Raw genomic sequence first — 20,094 nt, 5'->3', positions numbered from 1 at the left:
CCCCCTGGAATATGGAAGGAGCCTGACGATGCGTACGCTGGACGACCTGACGGCGGGAGACCGGTTCGCCGGCGGCCCGCTGGTGGTGACCGAAGCGGATATCCTCGAGTTCGCCGGCCGGTACGACCCGCAGCCTTTCCATCTCGACCCGGTTGCCGCCGGCGAGACGGTGTTCGGCGGCTTGGCGGCGAGCGGCTGGCACACGGCGGCGCTCACCATGAGGATGATCGTCGACGGCGAGGGGGAACTCGCCGGAGGGTTCGTCGGATTGGGCATCGAGGAACTGGCGTGGCCGCAACCGGTCCGTCCGGGCGACGTCCTGCGGATCGAGAGCGAAGTGCTGGGGGTCAGCCCCTCGGCCTCGCGGCCGGACCGCGGAACGGTGCGGATGCGCACCTTGACCTATAACCAGAAGAGCGAGGTGGTCCAGCGATTCACGGCCGTCCTCCTGGTGCCGCGGCGCACCGGGTTGCCAGGGGAACGTCAGGTTGGTAATGGTTAATACATCGATATAAGGAATGGTCGGGCCTGGGGGAGCTTGCGCATGGACATCGAACGGATCGTCGCGGAACCGGCAAAGCTGGGCGAAAGCCCGGTCTGGTCGGTCGCCGAGCAGAAGCTCTACTGGGTCGACATCGACGGACGCGCCCTGCACCGCTTCGATCCCTCCTCCGGCCGGGACGAGAACTGGCCGATGCCGGAGGAGATCGGCTGCATCGCGACCCGCCGGGACCACCGCATGCTGCTGGCGCTGCGCAACGGATTCGCCAACTTCGATCCCCGGACCGGAGACCTTGTCCGTCTGCTCGACCCGGAAGCCGACAAGCCCGACAACCGCTTCAACGACGGCACGACCGACAGCAAAGGCCGTTTCTGGGCCGGCACCATGCGCATGGGACCTCCGGGCGAGCGCCCGGAAGGCGCCTTCTACCGTCTCGATGCGGATCTCGGATGCCATAGGATGATCGACGGATTCTGGACGACGAACGGCCTTGCCTTCAGCCCGGACGGGCGGACGCTGTACATGTCGGACAGCAACGCCAAGGTCCGCACCGTCTGGGCCTTCGACTACGATCCGGACGCGGGCGTTCCTTCCAACCGCCGCGTCTTCGTCGATACGAGGGGCATGGCCGGCCGGCCCGACGGCGGCGCCTGCGATGCCGACGGCTGCTACTGGATGGCCGGGATCGGCGGCGGCGAACTGGTCCGCTTCACGCCCGCAGGCGCGATCGACCGCACCATAAGGGTGCCCTGCCGAACGCCGACCAAGATCGCGTTCGGCGGGCGCGGACTGGACGTCATCTACATGACGTCGCTCCAGAAGGCCGGCGAGGAGCCCGACCCGCTGGCCGGCTGCCTGTTCGCGATCACCGGGACCGGCGTCACCGGTGTGGAAGTTCCGCCGTTTGCCGGTTGAAAGTAATTTTCGGATAATTCAAAAATAGAATCAAAATAGGATCATTGCGACAATTGCCAGGAACTACACCAGCTTTAAACAGAACAGATCGGATACAATAACAACAAAAACTGAATTTTTTATAAGGCTAATATAGCCTTTCAACCATTTCGTAGATTATCTGTAGCAATAGGACCCAACCCAAAGGAGATAAGGGATGTCCATTGCTACGTTCGAACGCAATATTTCCGTCAAAAATGATTCATCGGAAGGGATCGCCAACGCTCTTCCCGCTTCGGCGAACGACATACGGGCCGGCATGTACAGGCGGTTGCCCGCCTCGCTGCAGCCCTTCCTGACGTGGCTGACCGCCCGCCCCGCCCCGGGCGAGGCGGCGCGGCCCCGCACGGCCATGTTCCACGTGGTGACCGCCTTCGGCACCCTCGGCGCCGGCGTGGCGCTCAGCTTCCTGGCGCTGCACCTTTCCGGCTTCTGGCTGGCCGCCCTGCCCTTCCTCCTGATCCTGTCGGCTTCCGGCATGGGCAAGCTGCAGGCCGTCGTCTTCCATCACTGCGCCCACGGCACGGTGTTCCGGAAGAGGGAAACGAACCGCCTGGTCGGGGAAACCATTTCGATCCTTCTGCTGATGAAGCATTTCGACGTGTACCAGCACGAACACATGCTGCATCACAGCCCCAACAAGCTGCTGACCCACGAGGACGAGTTCACCCAGTTCGTCATGAACCTGGCCGGACTGAGGCCCGGCCTGCCGAAGCCCGTGCTGTGGCGCCGGGTGATCATCAGCTTCGTCTCGCCCTTCTTCCACCTGCGATTCCTGCTGGCGCGCGTCTCGGCCTGCCTGCTCTCCCACTCGACGGCCCATAACCTGATCGGCTGGGCGGCCTGGGGCGGCCTGTTCCATCTCGTCTGGCTGACCGGGACCTGGACCGAGGTGGCGGTCGCCTGGCTGCTCCCGGTGACCGTCCTGCTGCAGATCGGAACGGCGCTCCGGACCCTGTGCGAGCACCGCTTCCCGGAACAGGAAGTGATCGATGCCCGCGGCAAGACCTTCGTCTGCCTCGCCACTGCGGGCGTCTTTCCCGGAGCCGCGGTTCCGGCGGCGTCCGCGGCCACTCCGGGCGGCCTGCTGGCCTGGGCCGGCTGGTGGACGTCCATGCTGACGGTCCACCTGTTCTCCCGCGTGTTCGTGCTGGTCGGCGACGCCCCGTGCCATGACTTCCACCATCGCCGGCCGGCATCGCGCCGCTGGACGGACTATATCCACGCCCGCCAGAAGGACGCCGACACCGGCTGCCAGAGCTTCCCGCTCGGCTACATCGAGACGTGGGGGCTGATCGAGGCGATCGACGAGAACCTCGCCTCCCTGAGCACCGCCGGAAAGATCTGAGGGCAAGCCAAGGGTATCGCCGAGGCTGCGGCCTGCCCGAGAATCGGGTGACGCGGCGAAAATTTCCGGAAAGGGATCCGCTCGACGGAGTTCGTTTCGAAGGGTCAGGCGCGGTAGAAGACCGACGCCGACCCGTCGGCGACCCGCTGGCGGGGAAGCTGGACGGTCACGGTGGTGCCCCGTCCCGGTTCGCTGTCGATGGCGAGGGAGCCGCCATGACGTTCCGCGAGCGTCCTGCACAGCGGCAATCCGAGCCCGGTCCCGCCGAACCGGCGGGTATAGGTATTTTCAAGCTGACAGAACGGCTCCATGGCGCGGGGGATATCCTCCGGCGCGATGCCGATGCCGGTATCGATCACCTGGAGCACCGCTCCGCCGTTCTCGGTCAGATCGGCCCGGATCTCGACCCGGCCGCCCGCGGGGGTGAACTTGACCGCGTTCCCGACGAGATTGATCAGGATCTGGCGGATGCGGGTCGGATCCGCGAGAATGGCCGGCATTCCGTTCCGGATACCGACCGCCAGCGTGACGCCGCGGCTCCGCGCCAGGGGCGCGACGGCGCCGAGGGCGGCTGCCGCTGCCTGGTTGAGATCGACATGCTCCTCCCGCAGGGTGGCCTTGCCGGACTGCAGGCGGGAAAAATCGAGGATGTCCTGGATGAGGTTCAGGAGGTGCTGGCCGTTCTCGTGGATGTCGGAAGCATATTCCCGGTACTTCTCCTGCGGGGCCGACCCGTAGAATTCGTCCCGGATGATCTCCGAAAAGCCGATGATCGCGTTCAGCGGCGTGCGCAGCTCATGGCTGAGGTTGGCCAGGAAGGCCGCCTTGATCGAATTGGCCTCCTCGGCCGCGATCTTCGCGATGCGCAACTCCTCCTCGGCCCGCCGGCGCTGCATGATGTCGGCGAAGACTCCGAGCGCCGCCTCGACGATCTCGCGGTCGTCGGCGCCGAAGGGACGCGAAACATTCGCCTCCATCCGGTTGCCGAGCAGCAGCGCTATGCCCGAGGCCGGATCATAGGCCCAGATCACGAACGGGAGGCCGAGCGCTTCCGTCAGGACGGCGCCGATCCCGTCGCAGGCTTCCCGCGACGAGGTGAAGTAGAATTCCGGCGGCTCCGCCAGCGGCACGTTCTCCACGGGACGCGGCCGGCCGAAGCCCAGCCGGTTGACGATGGTGAACAATCCCCGGTGCGGGTCGCGCCGCAGGATGGCGCCCCGGTCACAGACCAGGTTGTCCAGCACGATCTCCAGCATGCGGTTGCCGACCGCCTCCTCCGAGGCCTCGACGTTGACGAGGCCGAAGGCGGTCCGCAGCAGCCGGGCCGCCGTGCGGGACCTGCGCGCTTCCCGGTGGGCACGGCTCTGGTCCTCCTGCAGGCGCAGGACGCGGGCACCCAGATCGTTGCATTGCCGACGATAGAAGGCGAGTTCGCGTTCCAGATCCTCGACCCTGCGTTCCGTCATGCGCGTTCCTGTCCCGCCCTCATGGACCACGGTCGCCGTGCAGGATGGTCAGGACGGCTGTCCAGTCCAGCGAGCGGCTCTGCTCCTCCCCGACGGGCGCGATCTCGACTCCCGAATACAGGCCCAGCAAGGGAGCCGGTATGGCAATCTCGTCCAACAGGACTTCCGCCTCTTCGATCTCGGATCCGCTCCTTGCACTCGCCCGCCCGGCGCAATCGATGTAGAGCGCCAGGATAGGCCGCCGGCCGGAAAACCGTTCGTTCATCAGACGCACGCCGTCACGAACACTTTGCACCATCAGACCATTGTCCCGCGACATAATCTGAACGACCGATCCCAGGTGAAAGTCCGGTTCGAACAAAGTAATGGATCGGCGCTCCGGAGATGCCCGCAGGATCAGGCGATTTACATAGCGATTTTCGTCGTACTCGGCAAACGGATCGCCGTGCTTCTCGCCGAGGGTAACCATAAGAGACAGCGCCCTGCCGTGGCTTTCTCCGATCTCGATCCCGAGCATGCCCTCCAGCACGGAAAGCGCCGGGCGGCCGTCCAATTCCAGGACGTCGGCCCCCTCGACCGCGGTGATCGTCATGAACGCGCTGACCGGCACGCAGCCATGGAGGATGGCCGTCTCGGCGCCCACCGAGGGGGGCAGGACGACGGCGACGGCGGCATGCTTGCGCGGGCGGGTGCCGTCGAAGACGTAGCCGTCCGACAGGTTCATGTCGGTCAAGGTGCCGGCGCCGACCAGATGGGGACGGCGGCCGCCGAGCCCCTGGTAAATGCCTTCGACCAGCGGGCTAGCCGGGTGCAGGCGCGGCGGAACGGTCGACGCGACGCTGTCGTAGAACAGAAGGACGACGCGGCCGTCGTCGACGATCCCGCCCAACCGGTCCCCGAGCCGGCGGCCGGCCGGGCCCTCGCCGTCGAGCAGCCCGTCGTCTACCAGGATGACCGGCTTGCCGAGACCTGCCGGGAACAGGCCCACGGCGACCTCGAAACCGCTATAGCCGAACCCCGCTCCCGTGATGCCGCCCGCGGCCGAACCGCCGACCACCGCGATGGCGCCGACGACCCCGCGGAGGCCCGCCAGGACCAGGGCGGGATCATGCTTGCCCCCGCAGAAGAGCAGCGCCCAGGCCGGCGCTTCGTCCGCGTCCAGCAACGCCACCGCCCGACGCGCCGCTTCCGTGCCGGCTTCCTTCGGATCGGGATTGTTGCTGCGGCCGACGCCGATCAAGATCCCTCCCTTCCTCCCTCTTGCCCGACGAGCCGGAAATTGGCGTGTCGCCGGACCAGCTTGAGCAGTTCAGGCGCGGAAATCGGTTTCGCCACGTACTCGTCGCATCCGGCGAGACGGATCACGGCCTCGTCCTCCGGCGTCGCATAGGCGGTCACCGCGATCAGGGGGATCTTGTGGAGCCGGTCGCTGTTCCGGATCGCCCTTGCGACGTCGACGCCGGACATGTCGGGCAGCCCGATATCCAGCAGGATGACGTTCGGGATGAACTGCATGGCCTGGTCGAGCGCCTGCTCGCCGTCGGTCGCCGTCAGCGTCGTGTAGCCTGCCGCCTGGAGCAGGTCATCGAGCAACTTCAAATTGAACGGATTATCCTCAACGATCAGCACGGACCTTGTGTGAAGCGGAGGCTTGCCTTCACCTCCACCTCGACGGGGCTCCGGTGCCGCCGGGGGAGACGCACCTTCGCCGGAAACAAGAGACAATCGCCGCGACATGCGAACCTGTTATTGAAATGGAGCCTCAATATCTCCCACCTGAATGGGGATATCCAGAAGAAAAATCAGGCCAACTATCGGCGAACATGCTTAACAGAAATCGACCCGCATAGCGGTGCCCATGCCTGTGGATTTTTATTAAACTTGCGCTGCCTTGTCGAAACAACGCGATCAACAAGATGCAAAATTGGAAATGATTTCGGATCGATCTACAACGTGCGGGGCGGCCGAAATCATCGGGGCGGCATGGACCGGAGAGCCGGCGACGGAGATCCTCCGCCACCGGTCGCCGGCAGCTACTTGGAAGGGAATCCAGCCCCTCAGCGGTTCTCGACCGCCCAGCCGCGATAGAACAGGGCGAAGCCCACGATCGCCATGGCCACGGCAATGACCATTCCGAAACCGCCGATTTCCGTCTCGATCCAGAAAGCGTTCAACAGCACGCTGAAGAAGATCACGACGAAGCCTGCCAGTGCCTGCGGCGTCTGCGAACACTTCTGTATGCGGTGGAGCCTTGTCCAGTACATTCCCGGTTCATCCTTCCCCGCCGACGATCGCCCCGGCCCGTACCAGGATCCGGATCGTGACCATTGCGCAGCCGCCGAGCCACGCCTTATTGCTTATCCGTCAGTAAGACGGATTTATTTGAACCCTTCAATGGTTCGGAAGGAGGGTGGCGGGCGATCAAACGTCGCAGGCGCGGATACTCATCCCGATCCGCCGCGTCGTCGTGCAGTCGTCACTTCGGACTAATGGCAAGACGGCGAAACGAGCATATGATTTCTCCCAAGCCGTCGAAAGACACGACAGGACGGCATCATGACGGGAGAGAGACGATGTGCAGAGTATTCGCCATGCAGGATCCGGCTTCCTACGCATGCGAGACACGGGCCGTCCGGCTGCACGGCCATACGACGAGCATCCGGCTGGAGGCCGAGTTCTGGGCGATCCTCGAGGAGATCGCCGGCCGCGAAGGGCTGACGCTGGCCCGCTTCCTCTGCACCCTCCATGACGAGGTGCTCCAGCAGCAGGGCGACGTGCCGAACTTCGCCTCCATGTTGCGGGTCACCTGCGCGCTCTACCTGCGCGACCCGGCAGCCCATGCCGCGGCCATCGCGAGCCGGCGGATGCGGAAAATCGATGCTGTAGTAGCATGATACTACCTCCCGCCTGAAGCGCCGCCCTAGGATTTCGCTTGTACGAGCGAAAGACCAGGGAGGCGGAACCACCATGGCCAAAGTCATCCACGCGATGATCCGCGTGCTGGATGAGGACAGGTCGCGCGACTTCTACGGCCGGGCATTCGGCCTGGAGGCGGCGGACCGTTACGAGTTCGAGGGCTTTACCCTCGTCTACCTGCGCAACCGGGAGGCCGACTTCGAGGTCGAGCTGACCATCAATCACGGCCGGACCGAACCCTATGTCCATGGGGACGGATACGGACACATCGCGGTGGCCGTGGACGACCTGGATACGGAGCATGGCCGTTTCACCCGGCTGGGCTTCAATCCGAACCCGATCAAGGAATTCATGCGCGACGGCGCCCTGATGGCGCGCTTCTTCTTCGTGCAGGACCCCGACGGCTACAAGGTGGAGGTGTTGCAGCGCCACGGCCGATACCGTTGAGCGGACCCGCGAAGGGTCGGAGCGATGCCTTCCAAGAAAAAAACGATCGAAAAACCGTCTCCGAGGGAGGAGCACAATGAGGACCATCGACAAGCGGGTCAAGGTGACCCGGCGCAACTTCCTGAAATCGGGCGCGGCGGCGGCCGGCGTCACGGCCCTGGCGAGCGGAACCGTGGCGATCGCCCCGTCCGGCGCCTGGGCGATGACCGCGAAGCATCTCAAGCCGGCCACCATGGTGACCCTGGTCCGGATGGCGCGCGACCTGTACCCGCACGACCGGCTGGGCGAGGCCTATTATGCCCGGGCCGTCGAGCCCTATGACGGCAAGGCCGGCGAAAACCCCGACCTGAAGCAGCTGATCGAGGACGGCGTGGTCGGCCTCGACACCGCGTCGCAGGCGAAATACGCCCGTCCCTATGCCGATGTCGTCGAGGAGGGCGACCGGGTCGCCGTCCTGAAGTCGATCGAGTCCACCCCATTCTTCCAGAAGGTGCGCGGCGACATGGTCGTGGCGCTTTATAACCAACCGGAGGTGTGGGTGAAGTTCGGCTACGAAGGCTCCTCCGCCGAGCATGGCGGCTACCTGGAGCGGGGCTTCGACGACATCGACTGGCTGAAGAACGCCTGAGCGGGAGGGATCGGGATCATGGCTGCGAAATTCGACCTCAACGACGACGGCGTCGTGGTGATCGTGGGCTCGGGCGCCGGCGGCGGCACGCTCGGCAACGAACTGGCCCAGAAAGGCGTCAAGGTGGTGGTGCTGGAGGCCGGCCCCCGCGTGGAGATGGAGGAGTTCGTCAACAACGAGTGGGAGTCCTTCTCGCAGATCAGCTGGCTCGACAAGCGGACGACCTCGGGTAGCTGGCGCGTCGCGAAGGATTTCGCCGGGCTTCCGGCCTGGATCGTCAAGGCGGTGGGCGGCTCGACCGTCCATTGGGCGGGCGCCAGCCTGCGTTTCCAGGAGCACGAGTTCAAGACGAGGACCCATTACGGCGAGTTGGCCGGGGCCAACCTGCTGGACTGGCCGATCACGCTGGCGGAGTTGGAGCCCTACTACGCCAAGGCCGAGCACAAGATGGGCGTGACCGGGACCAACGGCATCCCCCGCCTGCCCGGCAACAACAATTACAAGGTGCTGGCGGCCGGCGCCAAGGCGCTGGGATACAAGGAATTCCACTCCGGCAACATAGCGATCAACTCGCAGGAGCGCGACGGCCGGGCGTCATGCCGGCAGATCGGCTTCTGCTTCCAAGGGTGCAAGACGGGGGCGAAATGGTCCACCCTGATGGCCGAGATCCCCAAGGGCGAGGCGACCGGCAACCTGGAGGTCCGGTCAGACGCGCAGGTGCTGAAGATCGAGCATGATGCCTCGGGCAAGGTGACCGGCGTGCTTTACGGCGACAGGGCCGGCAACGTGATGCGGCAGAAGGCCCGCGTCGTCGCGGTAGCCGGCAACTCGATCGAGAGTCCGCGCCTGCTGCTGAACTCGGCATCCAGCATGTTCCCGGACGGCCTCGCCAACAGTTCCGGCCAGGTCGGGCGCAACTACATGCGCCATACCACGGGATCGGTCTACGCGGTGTTCGAGAGGCCGGTCCACATGTATCGCGGCACGACCATGGCCGGGATCATCCGCGACGAATCCCGATTCGATCCGTCGCGGGGCTTCGCCGGGGGATACGAGCTGGAGACGCTGTCGCTGGGCCTGCCGTTCATGGCGGCGTTCCTCAACCCCGGTGCCTGGGGCCGCGGCTTCACCTCGGCGCTGGACGGCTACGACCACATGGCGGGCATGTGGATCGTGGGCGAGGACATGCCTCAGGAGAGCAACCGGATCACCCTGCACGCGACCGAGAAGGACCAGTTCGGCCAGCCGATCCCGAACGTGCATTTCGACGACCACCCCAACGACGTCGCCATGCGCAACCACGCCTTCCGCCAGGGTTCGGCCCTGTACGACGCGGTGGGGGCGACCCGCACGATCCATACCCCGCCCTACCCTTCCACGCACAATCTCGGGACAAACCGGATGAGCGAGAAGGCGCGGGACGGCGTGGTCAACAAGCACGGGCAGACCCATGACGTGAAGAACCTGTTCGTGTCGGACGGCAGCCAGTTCACCACCGGGGCCGCCTGCAATCCCACCCTGACCATCGTCTCGCTGGCCATCCGCCAAGCCGAGTTCATCGCCGACCGGATGAGCAAGCGCGAGATCTGACGGCCGCCGGGCGGTACCCGTGAAGGGCGCGCAGCCGGGAAGGCTGCGCGCCCTTTCGATTCGCCTCCTGGTAACCACCCTCGCGCGCGACATATATGTTGGTGCGCAATTGCGCCGGAAAGTGTATAACCCCGAGCGCCGCGTCGATGGCGAATGGAAATTTCAGTATCTTAGGGATTTCCTCGCGCCCCGGACTCGTAAATCATTAAGAAGGGCATAATTTGCCCACAATCAAGGTCCATGAACGCGGTGCGACACTTGCTGATTCTTCCCGTGGCCGGAGCCACCCGTTCTCCCTCTTCAGGAACTCCCTATGCTGCCCGATGAAACCGGGGTGCAGCCAATATGCGCCTCGACCCCAACGCCTGCGACCCTTCAGGACAGAAAGCAGGCAGCTCGCCGCTGGGCCCAGCAGCTCGCGGCCTTCAAGCAGCCCGTCCTGGGCCACAGCGTCGGACAGATCGGAACGACACTGTTGCCGCTCGCCGGCCTGACCGTCCTGATGGGTTTCAGCCTGCAGGTGGGATACTGGCTGACACTGCTGCTTGCCATTCCCGCCGCCTTCTTCCTGGTGCGGGCCTTCATCCTCCAGCATGACTGCGGCCACGGCAGCCTGTTCAAGTCCGGCTGGGCCAACGACGCGCTCGGACGCTGCCTCTCGGTGCTGACCATGACGCCCTATGGCTACTGGAAGCGCGAACACGCGATCCACCACGCCACCTCGGGCAACCTGGAAAAGCGCGGCATCGGCGACATCACGACGCTGACTGTCCGGGAATACCTGGCCCTGTCGCGCTGGGGCCGGCTGCGCTACCGGCTGTACCGGCACCCGATCGTGCTGTTCGGCATCGGCCCGGCCTTCATGTTCCTGATCCGCCACCGGATCGCGATCGGGGACGGCACCAACGACCGTGCCGCCTGGACCAGCGTCCTCAGCACCAACGCCGCGATCCTGGCGGCACTCGCGGCGGCCTCCCTCCTGTTCGGCTGGTTGCCGGTCCTGATGGTGTGGGGCCCGGTCATCCTGCTGGCGGCGACGATCGGCATCTGGATGTTCTACGTGCAGCACCAGTTCGACGGGGTCCAGTGGCACCATGAGGACGACTGGGATTTCCACGCCGCGGCGCTGGACGGCTGCTCCTTCTACGACCTGCCGCGGTGGCTGCACTGGCTGACCGGTTATATCGGTTACCACCACGTGCATCACCTGTCGTCGAAGATCCCGAACTACAGGCTGCGGGACTGCCACCTGTCTATTCCCGACCTGCAGCGGGTCCGCGCCCTGGGCCTGCTCGAAAGCCTGAAGACCGTGAGCCTTGCCCTGTGGGACGAGGACAGCCGCAGGATGATCCGCTTCGGCGACCTTCGCGAGCGCATGGCCTGACACCGGCCGGGCCGCAGGGGAGCGGCCCGGTACAGCCACGGCCCGGCCGGCCGGTCAGACCAGCAGCCAGGCCGCCTTGCCGGGCTGCATCGAGCCGATGTCGTCGGACCCGACCCCCGCCAGGGTGACAAGCTCGTCCACCTTGCCGTCGTTATGGACCCACACGGCCACGGCGCCGGCTCCCTTGGCGACCACCTCGACGTCGTAGTCCGCACGATGGCCGGACATCAAGGGCCTCAGATCCAGGATGTCCTGGCCGACCTTGAAGTCCATGATCACGTCGCCCTTGTCGCCGAGGCCGTTGAACACGAATCTGTCGCTACCGCCGCCGCCGTAGAGCTGGTCGGCGCCGCCGCCGCCGATGATGGTGTCATTGCCGGCACTGCCCTTGATGATGTTCGAGAGGCCGTTGCCGGTCAGTGTCATGCCGCCCGCGCGGAGACCGATCAGGTTCTCGACATTGTCTGGCAGCGTGTAGGCGATGTCCCAAAGCTTGACGGTATCGATCCCCTCACCCGGCTTCTCGACTACCTTGTCGTAGATGCTTCCGGCCACGTAGGTGTCGTCGCCCTTGCCGCCCGCCATGACGTCGTGCCCGGAGCCGCCGTCCATCTGTTCGTTCCGGTCGGTGCCGGTCAGGGTATCGTTCTTCGCCGTGCCCTTGATCGTGTCGGTGAACGCGGCGCTCTCGCGCCACTGGGCCAGGGTGGGCAGCGGCGTCGGCGTCGAACCGACCGGACTGAATCCGAAGTCGTCGGCCGCGAAGGCGGCGATCTTGATGTTCAGGAACTTGAGCGTCTGCCCGCCGCCGAGGTCCAGGACGACATCCGCACCGGCCTGCTTCATGGCCGCCTTGACCGCCGCGAAGCTGCCGAAAGGCGTTCCCTCCAGGCGCACCGTGTCGCCCGCCCCGGCACCGGCCTTGAAGTCGGTGATGACGTCGTTGCCCTTGCCCTTCGCGATCACGAACACGTCGTTGCCGCCGCCGCCGGTCAGGCGGTCGTTGCCGGCGGCGCCGTCGAGCACGTCGTTGCCGGCCCCGCCCTTGATCACGTTGTCCTTGGCGTTGCCGGTGACCTTGGAACCGCCCGGGCGCGTCACGTTGGCGTTCTCGACCGACGACGGCATGGCATAGCTCGGGTCGGTCACCGTGACCGTATCGACCGGATCGGACGGCTTGGGAACCGCTCCGACCGTGCCGGAACCGGGGCCCGCCTTGCCGTTCCACACCCCGTCGAAGCGGTTGTTGGAAACCTCCAGGCCCTTGCCCTGGCCGGATTCGACGTTCAGCCAGTTGTTGGAGCGGTTGATCGTGTTGTTGGTGATCGTGATGTCCGAGGACGGGGTAGCCTTGCCGCCCGTCTTGCCGGCCGCGACGTTGACGACGGTGTAGTATTTGGGATTGCCGGCCAGCAGGTTGCCGGTCGCCGTGCTGTCGACCGCGCCGAGGAAGGTGAGCGGGCGCTTGCCCACGTCGAAGACCTCGTTGCCGATCGCGACGACGTTCTTCGCCTCGTAATCGCGCATGCCCGGCCGCATCCATTTGGGCGTCGTCCAGCCGCCGATGGAAATACCGTCCACGTCGACGTCATGGACCCTGTTGTACTCGATCCGGACGTTCGTCGAACCACCCTTGGCGAACAGGCCGGCCACACCCGTGACCTTGGAAATGTCATTGCGGGCGATGACGCTGTCGTTGACCGCGACGAAGTCGATACCCTGGTCGCCGGCACCGATGATGGTGTTGCCCAGGATATGGACGTTGTCGCCCTGGGAGATCTTGATGCCATCCATGCCGGCGCCGCGGATGATGTTGCCCTCTACGACGATGTTCTTGACCATGTCCTTGAAGTCGGTGCCGGCCATGCCGAACTGGATGCCGTTCTGCTTGGACTGCGCGGTCACGTCGAAGCCGCGAACGACGATGTTTTCCTCGCCGAAGCCGGCGATGGTCGCGGTACCCGCGCTGGCGGGCTTGATCTTCGCGGCCCCGGCCCCATCGGCCGAGATCAACCAGATCGGCGCCTTTTCCGTACCGCTATGCTTGAAATTGACGTTCTCAACATAGGTCCCCGCCTTCACCATGATGGCCGTTCCGGGCGTAGCCTTGTCCAAGGCGGCCTGGATCGTCTTGAAGGGAGAACCTTCGGAGCCGCTGTTGCTGTTGCTGCCCTTGTTGGAAACCCAAATGGTGCGTTGCGGCGTGATGTTGGAAAACGGCGTCAATTTACAGTTCCTCTCGAATTTCTGCGAGGGCCGATCGGCGGATGTCTCCGCGCGAATTCCGGCCCTTCATCGAACCCCGTATCACTAGATCGGGTTACCTCTTTCGAGAGAATGTACTGGACGATTTAATAGACCGTTACCGTCAAGTCCGACCGATCAATGAATCTGGATTATTGATCGATATCGGGGAAATACTCCGATTTCGAAACCAATTCCGATGCACGTGAAATCCCGGATAGTTGCTGGTGTTACGGGCATTTTCCTGCGCCTTTGGACCGGCAATCACAAAGTCTATTAACAGATATTCAGAACTTGTGACCTGAAAACGATCACAGCCGGGTCGGATCCGTGTCACAACTTCGTACCGGCTTTTGTCGGAACAGCAGACGCCTTTTTTGCTCCCCCGCGTGGATCGTTTGCATGTAATTTCCGGTCCGTTCGCTGTACGGACAAGTACAAATCATCAATTCGCTGCACCAGATCCGGATCAAATCCACAATCAGTGAGTAAAACCCACTTTACTCAAGGGAATCCCGGACTGTAACGCACAATCAAAGAGTGGCATTGAAATGGGCGATCGTCAGATCTGGGTTTCCAATTCCGGAAGCAACTCAAACTCCGGCAGCTCTTCAGCTCCTCTGAAGACTATACAGGCCGCAATCGACCGCGCTTCGGGCGGTACCGACATCATGGTCAAGGCGGGCACCTATGTCGAAAACGTTCGCGTCCGCAAAGACGACATTTCGCTGATCTCGGCCGACGGAAAGCATGAGGCGACGATCAAGGCGGCCTCGCAGAAAGGTGCGGCGATCAGCGGCTTCGGGGTCGAGGGCATCACGATCAAGGGCTTCGAGATCGACGGGCCGTCCGGATCCAACGCCGTCCATTTCGGCATGTCCGGCCGCGGGTTCAACGATCCGATCCGCGACCTGACCATCCAGGACAACAAGATCCACAGCTCGGGGCTGGACGGGGTCAAGGTTTCCCAGGCGTACAATGTCAAGGTGCTGAACAACGACATCTCCGGCTCCGGCGAGGAGGGGATCGATTTCGTCGCGGTCAACAACTCGCGCATCGCCGGAAACGACGTGTCGGGAAGCGACGGTCCCTCCGGTCTCGGCGTCAAGGGCGGCTCGTCCAACGTCACGATCGAGGACAACACCGTCTGGGACTCCAAGGGCGCGGGCATCAGCGTCGGCGGCTGGACGACGGCCAAATGGATGTGGCCGAACGCGCGCAGCTATGAGGCCAAGAACCTGACGGTCGTCGGGAACGAGGTCTCGGACGTGGGCAAGGCCGCGATCCTCGTCTCCGGCGCGCGGGACAGCCATATCGGCGACAACTATCTCGACCCCGACAACGGACAGAAGGCCGCGATCTGGGTGGATCGCAGCAAGGCGTCGCACCCGAGCCCCATCTACTCCAAGGACATTTCCATCGAGGGCAACTCCTTCGAAAGCTCCAAGCTGGTGCAGGTGAACACGGGCAACGGCACAGGCCTGGAAGTCAGCGGCAACACGGCGGCCGCTTCGGGGCAAAAGGGCGTCTGGGCTTCGGCCAAATCCGCCGCCGGTGCCGCAGATACCGCCCACGCCGCCCATGCCGCCGAGGCTCCGAACGATGCGGCCCCCGACGTGATCGCGATCGCCCGGGAAGATCTGCCGGAGAGCTTCCACATCCAGGACGGCGGAGACCTGCCGGACATCCAGATCGTCGTGGGCGACGAGTCCGTGATCTATAGCCCGATCCGCGACGGCAGCCTTGACGGGACTGACCTGCCGGACGGCGCCGCGCCGACGGACGGCTACCTGTTCTTCGGACTGCCAGCCGAGAAGGCCGGCGACGCCGCGACCGACGATGCCGCCGTGATCCTCACCGGGTGGCATGCGGTCGAGGATGCGCCGCACGCGGAACTCGCAGCCGCCGTCCAGGGTAGCTCCGCGACCGCGGACTGGCTGCTGTAAGGATAGTCCACACCCCTCTCTTTCGGGGAATTCGAGGCTCTCTTCCGGTTATGCCCACCCGGAAGAGAGCCTGTGCGGAATTGTGCCAAAATGGTCTCTAGCTTGGTTAATTATCGGTAAATTTTTTGGGTTGACGCCGAAACAATTTCCAGTCATGGGCATTGCTTGCGTGACGATATTAACCATAATGGGGCTGGTTTTATGCATTTTCGCGGTAAATCTGGGGCGGTGTCGAGGCGATCGCTGCTGGCGGCGGGGGTTTCCGCAGCATTCCTCTCAGCGATCAAACCAGCCGCTGCCGCGGTCGCTCCCGTGAAGGACAGACAGCTTCACCTTTACCATCGCCAGACCGGCGAATTCTTCAAGGAAATCTATTTCGAGGACGGGTTCTACCGCGTCGACGCGCTGGACAAGATCAACTGGGTCCTTCGCGACTGGCGCACCGACGCGACGACCCCGATAGATCCCGCCCTGCTCGACATCCTGTTCAATGTCGCGAACAGCGTGGAGGCCGGCAAGCCTTTCGAGATCCTGTCCGGTTACCGCACGCCCGCGACCAACGCGGCCCTGCGCCGACATGGCGTCCGGACCGCGTCGCACAGCTATCACATGGTCGGCCAGGCGGTCGACATCACGCTTCCCGGCGTGAGCCTCCGCAACATGCGGAAGGCGGCCCTCGCGCTCGGCAAGGGCGGCGTCGGCTATTATCCCAGGTCGGGCTTCATCCACGTCGATACCGGCGACGTCCGGCAATGGAACGGGCGCTGAGGCGCTCCCGCGCATCACGAGACGACGGAGGGAGCGCCGGCGGCCCGGGCCGCCGGCGCTCCGCGTCCGCCGCGCGGTGGATCGCTCAGGGAATACGCAGCATCTGGCCCGGATAGATCTTGTCCGGATCCTCCAGCATCGGTCGGTTGGCCTCGAAGATCGCCGGATACTTGTTGGGATCGCCGTAGAGTTCCTTCGCAATCTTCGAAAGCGAGTCGCCCTTCTTCACCGTATAGAAGCGGGACTCCGGTGCAGCGTTGGTGGCCGCCGGAGTGGCGGCGGCAGGAGCGTCGGCCTGGGACACCGTCAGGCGATCCTCGACCTTGGCGACGCCGTGCACGTTCCCCAGCGCCAGGACGATCTTCTCGCGCTGCTCCTGGGACGGGGCGGTACCAGAAACGGTGACGGTGTCGTCCTTTACGTCGACCGTGAAATCCTTGGCCTCAAAGCCGAGCTTGGTGACTTCGGCGCGCAGATCGTCGGGTGTCGGGGCGTCGCTGCCGATACCCAGCTTGCGGCCCGCGTCCTTGACAAAATCGAAGAAGCCCATGGTGTTCTCCTCAAAGGGGGTGGACCGGGTGCGGAAACGGGGCGGGCCGTCGAAGCGGCCCGCCCTTGAACCGGACAACAAACACCCGGTCGGCCCCACGGTTGCGTCGAGGGCCGGATCGCGTCGAGTCAAAAGCCGGTCAGGACGATCTTGCCGATCGAGCGGCCGCTCTCCAGTGCCGCATGGGCCTTGCGCAGGTTCGCGGCATCGATCTTGCCGAATTCCTGGCCGAGGGTGGTGCGGATCAGCCCCTCGTCCACCAGGGCGGAAACCTCGTCGAGCAGCTTGTGCTGCTGGATCATGTCGGGCGTCTCGTGCATGGCGCGGACGAACATCAGCTCGATATGGAGCGTCCCCGCCTTGCCCTTGATCTGCATGACGTCCAGGGACGCGGGATCGTCGATCAGGGTGATCTCGCCCTGGGGAGCCAGCACCTTGACGATTTCCGCCCAGTGCCTGTCGGTGTGCGTGAGGGACAGGACGTAGCGAACGGTCGGGTGCCCGATCCTCGCCAGTTCCTCCGACAGCGGCCTTGAATGGTCGATCACGTGATGCGCGCCCGAGGCCGTCACCCAGTCCCGGGTTTCCGGCCGGGAAGCCGTGCCGATGATGGTCAGGTTGGTAAGCCTGCGGGCGAGTTGCACCGCGATCGACCCGACTCCCCCGGCCGCCCCGATGATCAGGATGGCGTCGTCGGTCGGCGCCTTGCCGACCGGAATGCGGAACCGGTCGAACAGGCATTCCCACGCGGTGATGGCCGTCAGCGGCAATGCGGCCGCCTGGGTGAAGGACAGGCTCCGGGGCTTGCGGCCGACGATCCGCTCGTCCACCAACCCGTATTCGGCATTGCTGCCCGGGCGGGTGATGCTGCCCGCATAGAAAACCTCGTCGTCGGGCTTGAAGAGCGTTACTTCGCGTCCGACCGCTTCCACGACGCCGGCGGCGTCCCATCCCAGGATCACAGGCTGTTCGGGCGTTCCGGCACGGCGCATGCGGACCTTGGTATCGACCGGGTTGACCGAGACCGCCTCGATCCGAACCAGCAGGTCACGCGACCCCGGCTCCGGCCGGGGCGCCTCGAAATCGAACAGGGAGCGCTCATCGGTGACGGGCAGGCTTTCGCTGTAGCCGACGGCTTTCACTGGCTGATCCTCCTTCATGAAACTGGCAATCTGCCCCCTAAGATGGATCACCGGTGCTGGACATATAATTGGCTTGAATCCGAATTGACTATTCGGCCTTATCGAACAATGAACCTCAGCCTTTCCGACCTGACGCTCTTTGTCCGCACCGCGACGCTCGGCAACATCAGCGCGGCCGGGCGGGAGATCGGCCTTGCGCCGGCGTCGGCCAGCCAACGCCTCCAGGCGATCGAGCGGGAGATCGGGGCCCGGCTGTTCCACCGGACCACGCGGAAGGTGGCCCTGAACGAGGACGGCCGAGTCTTCCTGGCTTATGCGCAGAAGATCCTGACGGATGCCGAAGAGGCCCGGGACGCGGTGACGGGGGCGCAGTCGCCCGCCGGGATGCTGTCGGTCACCGCCCCCGCCTCCTTCGGTCGCCAGTACATCTCGCCGGTCCTGCCCGAGTTCCTGAAGGCCCATCCCAGGCTGAGGGTCCGGATGCACCTGATGGACCATGTGGTCGATATAGTGGCCCAGGGAATCGACGTCGCCATCAGGATCGGCACCCTGCCCGACAGCACGCTGGTGGCGAAGCGGCTGGTGACCAACCGCCGCGTCGTCTGCGCCGCGCCGGCCTATCTGGCCGAGTACGGCACTCCCGCCACGCCGGCGGACCTGGAGGGGCATGCCTGCCTCGTCCTCGGCGACCAGCGCCTGTGGCGCTTCGAGGGTGCCGGGGGATCGGGAGGCGAGGTCGCGGTGCGCGTCTCCGGCCCGCTGGAGAGCAACCATGGCGAGGTGATCAAGGACGCCGCCGCCGCGGGTATCGGTATCGCCATCAAGTCGACCTGGGATGTCGCCGACCTGCTGCGCGACGGGCGGCTGGTGCCGATCCTCGGAGATTATCCGCTGGCGGGCGACAGCGCGATCTGGGCGGTCTATCCCAACGTGCGGCTGCTGCCGGTCCGGGTCAGGCTGTTCATCGATTTCCTGGGGAAACGCTTCGGGCAGCCGATACCCTGTTGGGACGCTGCGAGCACCGCCGAAGGATAGGGACAATACTTACTAAAGGGTTAATTCTCATTTCACACGCTAACGTGTTATTAACCAACCCGAATGGCGTGGTTAGTGCGCTCCCCTCCTTCTCGACCTTCATTCCTCAAGGGACCCCACGATGACGACCCGGATCGGCACCTCGGTACGCGATGTCCTGTATGGAACCCGCTGGGCGGACACGCTCCGCGGCGAGGCCGGCAACGACTATCTGAACGGACAGGGCGGCAACGACACCTTGTCCGGAGGTACCGGTGACGACAAGCTCGACGGCGGGGCCGGCAACGATACGCTGCGGGGAGGCGACGGCATCGACGCCCTCTTCGGCGGTGATGGTTCGGATGTCCTCCACGGCGACGCGGGCAACGATTACCTCTCCGGTGGCGCCGGGTTCGACCAGCTCTTCGGTGGTGCCGGCAACGACCGCCTGGTCGGCGGCGAAGGTACCAACGACCTGTTCGGCGGTAGCGGCAACGACGTCCTGGTGCTCGAGGAGCACGGCACGGTCCGGGAGACATCCTCCCGCTTCTCCGGCGGGACGGGTCGCGACACCCTGCATGTCGTCGCGGACGACGCCCGGGTGCTCGTGGATCCCTACACCGGATCGACCGCGACCGCGCCGGCGCGCATCGCCATCGACCTGGACGACGAAGGATCCGGCGGCAGCCTGTGGTTCCAGGACGGCGACGGCTGGGCCTTCGAAGCTGCCGGCACGTTCGACGGGATCGAGACCTTTACCGTCTCCGAGGGTACCCGGCTGGACTTTCATGGCGGAGCCGGCGATGCGACGGTGACCGGCGGCCGGCATGCCGACCTGTTCGAGGGCGGCTCGGGCAGCGAGACCTTCCAGGGGGGCGGCGGGGCCGACCTGTTCCTGATGAGCTGGAACGGCTCTCTTCAGGGGATGGGTCATGACAGGATCGTCGGCTTCAAGGCCGCCGAAGGCGACCGCATCGCTTCCGCGTTCTTCACCGGGACGCATGGGGTCGATCTGAAGACGACCTGGGTCGAGAAGAACGGCCATACGGTCTTCACCACCCGGATGCCAGACGGAACGGTCGTCCACACGCTCGACGTGGACGCCGTCGGCCTGCCGAGGGAAACCATGGCCGATTACGATTGGGCATGAGACCCCGGACGAGACGGAACGGGCATCGGCGGATTTGACGCGGCC

Annotated in this window: 19 protein-coding genes; 12 read left to right on the top strand and 7 right to left on the bottom strand. The window is 64.8% G+C overall.

Annotated features, from left to right (window positions below):
- Positions 1-28 precede the first annotated feature (28 nt).
- The 3 genes from IGS68_RS10040 (at position 29) to IGS68_RS10030 (ending at position 2,804) form a co-directional block, all read left to right on the top strand.
- Positions 29-502 carry a MaoC family dehydratase gene (locus IGS68_RS10040; protein WP_201079515.1) on the top strand — a complete coding sequence of 158 codons (474 nt, stop codon included), beginning with the start codon at positions 29-31 and terminating at the stop codon, positions 500-502.
- 42 nt (positions 503-544) lie between these two features.
- The gene (locus IGS68_RS10035) at positions 545-1,417 is read left to right on the top strand and encodes an SMP-30/gluconolactonase/LRE family protein (protein WP_201079513.1); all 873 of its coding nucleotides are present in this window, start codon (positions 545-547) and stop codon (positions 1,415-1,417) included.
- Between the two features lie 298 nt (positions 1,418-1,715).
- A complete protein-coding gene (locus IGS68_RS10030; RefSeq protein ID WP_201079511.1) occupies positions 1,716-2,804 on the top strand; it encodes a fatty acid desaturase in 1,089 nt (362 codons plus the stop codon).
- Between the two features lie 104 nt (positions 2,805-2,908).
- On the opposite strand, the gene IGS68_RS10025 is transcribed toward IGS68_RS10030, so the two are convergent.
- The 4 genes from IGS68_RS10025 to IGS68_RS10010 form a co-directional block, all read right to left on the bottom strand.
- Positions 2,909-4,270, bottom strand: coding sequence for a sensor histidine kinase (locus IGS68_RS10025; RefSeq protein ID WP_201079509.1), 1,362 nt, complete (start codon positions 4,268-4,270; stop codon positions 2,909-2,911).
- Positions 4,271-4,289: 19 nt separating this feature from the next.
- Positions 4,290-5,510 carry an FIST signal transduction protein gene (locus tag IGS68_RS10020; RefSeq protein WP_201079507.1) on the bottom strand — a complete coding sequence of 407 codons (1,221 nt, stop codon included), beginning with the start codon at positions 5,508-5,510 and terminating at the stop codon, positions 4,290-4,292.
- Complete coding sequence (locus IGS68_RS10015) at positions 5,507-5,869, bottom strand: response regulator (RefSeq protein ID WP_247881261.1); 363 nt, start codon at positions 5,867-5,869, stop codon at positions 5,507-5,509. The genes IGS68_RS10020 and IGS68_RS10015 overlap by 4 nt, the downstream gene beginning before the upstream one ends.
- Before the next feature lie 458 nt (positions 5,870-6,327).
- Positions 6,328-6,534, bottom strand: a complete 207-nt coding sequence (locus IGS68_RS10010) for a hypothetical protein (RefSeq protein WP_201079503.1) — start codon at positions 6,532-6,534, stop codon at positions 6,328-6,330.
- Positions 6,535-6,843: 309 nt separating this feature from the next.
- Here IGS68_RS10010 and IGS68_RS10005 point away from each other — a divergent pair, with 309 nt between their 5' ends.
- From IGS68_RS10005 to IGS68_RS09985, 5 genes are all read left to right on the top strand, one after another.
- On the top strand, positions 6,844-7,164 hold the full coding sequence (locus IGS68_RS10005) for a ribbon-helix-helix domain-containing protein (protein ID WP_201079501.1): 321 nt from the start codon (positions 6,844-6,846) through the stop codon (positions 7,162-7,164).
- A gap of 73 nt (positions 7,165-7,237) precedes the next feature.
- Positions 7,238-7,633 (top strand): VOC family protein, encoded by a 396-nt coding sequence (locus IGS68_RS10000; protein WP_201079499.1) that lies wholly within the window; start codon positions 7,238-7,240, stop codon positions 7,631-7,633.
- A gap of 76 nt (positions 7,634-7,709) precedes the next feature.
- On the top strand, positions 7,710-8,261 hold the full coding sequence (locus IGS68_RS09995; RefSeq protein WP_201079497.1) for a twin-arginine translocation signal domain-containing protein: 552 nt from the start codon (positions 7,710-7,712) through the stop codon (positions 8,259-8,261).
- Positions 8,262-8,279: 18 nt separating this feature from the next.
- Positions 8,280-9,851 carry a GMC family oxidoreductase gene (locus IGS68_RS09990; RefSeq protein ID WP_201079495.1) on the top strand — a complete coding sequence of 524 codons (1,572 nt, stop codon included), beginning with the start codon at positions 8,280-8,282 and terminating at the stop codon, positions 9,849-9,851.
- Between the two features lie 313 nt (positions 9,852-10,164).
- A complete protein-coding gene (locus IGS68_RS09985; RefSeq protein WP_201079493.1) occupies positions 10,165-11,235 on the top strand; it encodes a fatty acid desaturase in 1,071 nt (356 codons plus the stop codon).
- A 54-nt stretch (positions 11,236-11,289) separates the two neighbouring features.
- Here the strand turns inward: IGS68_RS09985 and IGS68_RS36160 are convergent, their stop codons facing one another.
- A complete protein-coding gene (locus tag IGS68_RS36160; protein ID WP_201079491.1) occupies positions 11,290-13,461 on the bottom strand; it encodes a right-handed parallel beta-helix repeat-containing protein in 2,172 nt (723 codons plus the stop codon).
- Between the two features lie 569 nt (positions 13,462-14,030).
- Between IGS68_RS36160 and IGS68_RS09975 the strand changes: the two genes are divergently transcribed.
- Together IGS68_RS09975 and IGS68_RS09970 are read left to right on the top strand one after the other, a co-directional pair.
- Entirely contained in the window at positions 14,031-15,425 is a 1,395-nt protein-coding gene (locus IGS68_RS09975) for a right-handed parallel beta-helix repeat-containing protein (protein WP_201079489.1), read from the top strand.
- 312 nt (positions 15,426-15,737) lie between these two features.
- Positions 15,738-16,193, top strand: a complete 456-nt coding sequence (locus tag IGS68_RS09970) for a YcbK family protein (protein ID WP_201079487.1) — start codon at positions 15,738-15,740, stop codon at positions 16,191-16,193.
- Positions 16,194-16,278: 85 nt separating this feature from the next.
- Here the strand turns inward: IGS68_RS09970 and lysM are convergent, their stop codons facing one another.
- Both lysM and IGS68_RS09960 read right to left on the bottom strand, forming a co-directional pair.
- Positions 16,279-16,743, bottom strand: coding sequence for a peptidoglycan-binding protein LysM (gene lysM / locus IGS68_RS09965; RefSeq protein ID WP_201079485.1), 465 nt, complete (start codon positions 16,741-16,743; stop codon positions 16,279-16,281).
- 128 nt (positions 16,744-16,871) lie between these two features.
- The gene (locus IGS68_RS09960; RefSeq protein ID WP_201079483.1) at positions 16,872-17,885 is read right to left on the bottom strand and encodes a zinc-binding alcohol dehydrogenase family protein; all 1,014 of its coding nucleotides are present in this window, start codon (positions 17,883-17,885) and stop codon (positions 16,872-16,874) included.
- Between the two features lie 108 nt (positions 17,886-17,993).
- Here IGS68_RS09960 and IGS68_RS09955 point away from each other — a divergent pair, with 108 nt between their 5' ends.
- Both IGS68_RS09955 and IGS68_RS09950 read left to right on the top strand, forming a co-directional pair.
- Entirely contained in the window at positions 17,994-18,920 is a 927-nt protein-coding gene (locus IGS68_RS09955) for a LysR family transcriptional regulator (RefSeq protein ID WP_201079481.1), read from the top strand.
- Positions 18,921-19,041: 121 nt separating this feature from the next.
- The gene (locus IGS68_RS09950; RefSeq protein WP_201079479.1) at positions 19,042-20,049 is read left to right on the top strand and encodes a calcium-binding protein; all 1,008 of its coding nucleotides are present in this window, start codon (positions 19,042-19,044) and stop codon (positions 20,047-20,049) included.
- Positions 20,050-20,094 lie beyond the last annotated feature (45 nt).

Source organism: Skermanella sp. TT6 (genome assembly GCF_016653635.2).
Lineage (GTDB): Bacteria > Pseudomonadota > Alphaproteobacteria > Azospirillales > Azospirillaceae > Skermanella > Skermanella cutis.
Note: the sequence above shows the minus strand (reverse complement) of the source record. Positions and strands in the feature narration are given on the sequence as shown.

Bases quoted from the DNA above. Each gene is read 5' to 3' on its own strand.
- IGS68_RS09985 (WP_201079493.1), top strand. From the start codon at position 10,165: ATGCTGCCCGATGAAACCGGGGTGCAGCCAATATGCGCCTCGACCCCA.
- IGS68_RS10040 (WP_201079515.1), top strand. From the start codon at position 29: ATGCGTACGCTGGACGACCTGACGGCGGGAGACCGGTTCGCCGGCGGC.
- IGS68_RS09990 (WP_201079495.1), top strand. From the start codon at position 8,280: ATGGCTGCGAAATTCGACCTCAACGACGACGGCGTCGTGGTGATCGTG.
- IGS68_RS10005 (WP_201079501.1), top strand. From the start codon at position 6,844: ATGTGCAGAGTATTCGCCATGCAGGATCCGGCTTCCTACGCATGCGAG.
- IGS68_RS10025 (WP_201079509.1), bottom strand. From the start codon at position 4,270: ATGACGGAACGCAGGGTCGAGGATCTGGAACGCGAACTCGCCTTCTAT.
- IGS68_RS10000 (WP_201079499.1), top strand. From the start codon at position 7,238: ATGGCCAAAGTCATCCACGCGATGATCCGCGTGCTGGATGAGGACAGG.
- IGS68_RS09975 (WP_201079489.1), top strand. From the start codon at position 14,031: ATGGGCGATCGTCAGATCTGGGTTTCCAATTCCGGAAGCAACTCAAAC.
- lysM (WP_201079485.1), bottom strand. From the start codon at position 16,743: ATGGGCTTCTTCGATTTTGTCAAGGACGCGGGCCGCAAGCTGGGTATC.
- IGS68_RS09995 (WP_201079497.1), top strand. From the start codon at position 7,710: ATGAGGACCATCGACAAGCGGGTCAAGGTGACCCGGCGCAACTTCCTG.
- IGS68_RS09950 (WP_201079479.1), top strand. From the start codon at position 19,042: ATGACGACCCGGATCGGCACCTCGGTACGCGATGTCCTGTATGGAACC.
- IGS68_RS10035 (WP_201079513.1), top strand. From the start codon at position 545: ATGGACATCGAACGGATCGTCGCGGAACCGGCAAAGCTGGGCGAAAGC.
- IGS68_RS10010 (WP_201079503.1), bottom strand. From the start codon at position 6,534: ATGTACTGGACAAGGCTCCACCGCATACAGAAGTGTTCGCAGACGCCG.
- IGS68_RS10030 (WP_201079511.1), top strand. From the start codon at position 1,716: ATGTACAGGCGGTTGCCCGCCTCGCTGCAGCCCTTCCTGACGTGGCTG.
- IGS68_RS09955 (WP_201079481.1), top strand. From the start codon at position 17,994: ATGAACCTCAGCCTTTCCGACCTGACGCTCTTTGTCCGCACCGCGACG.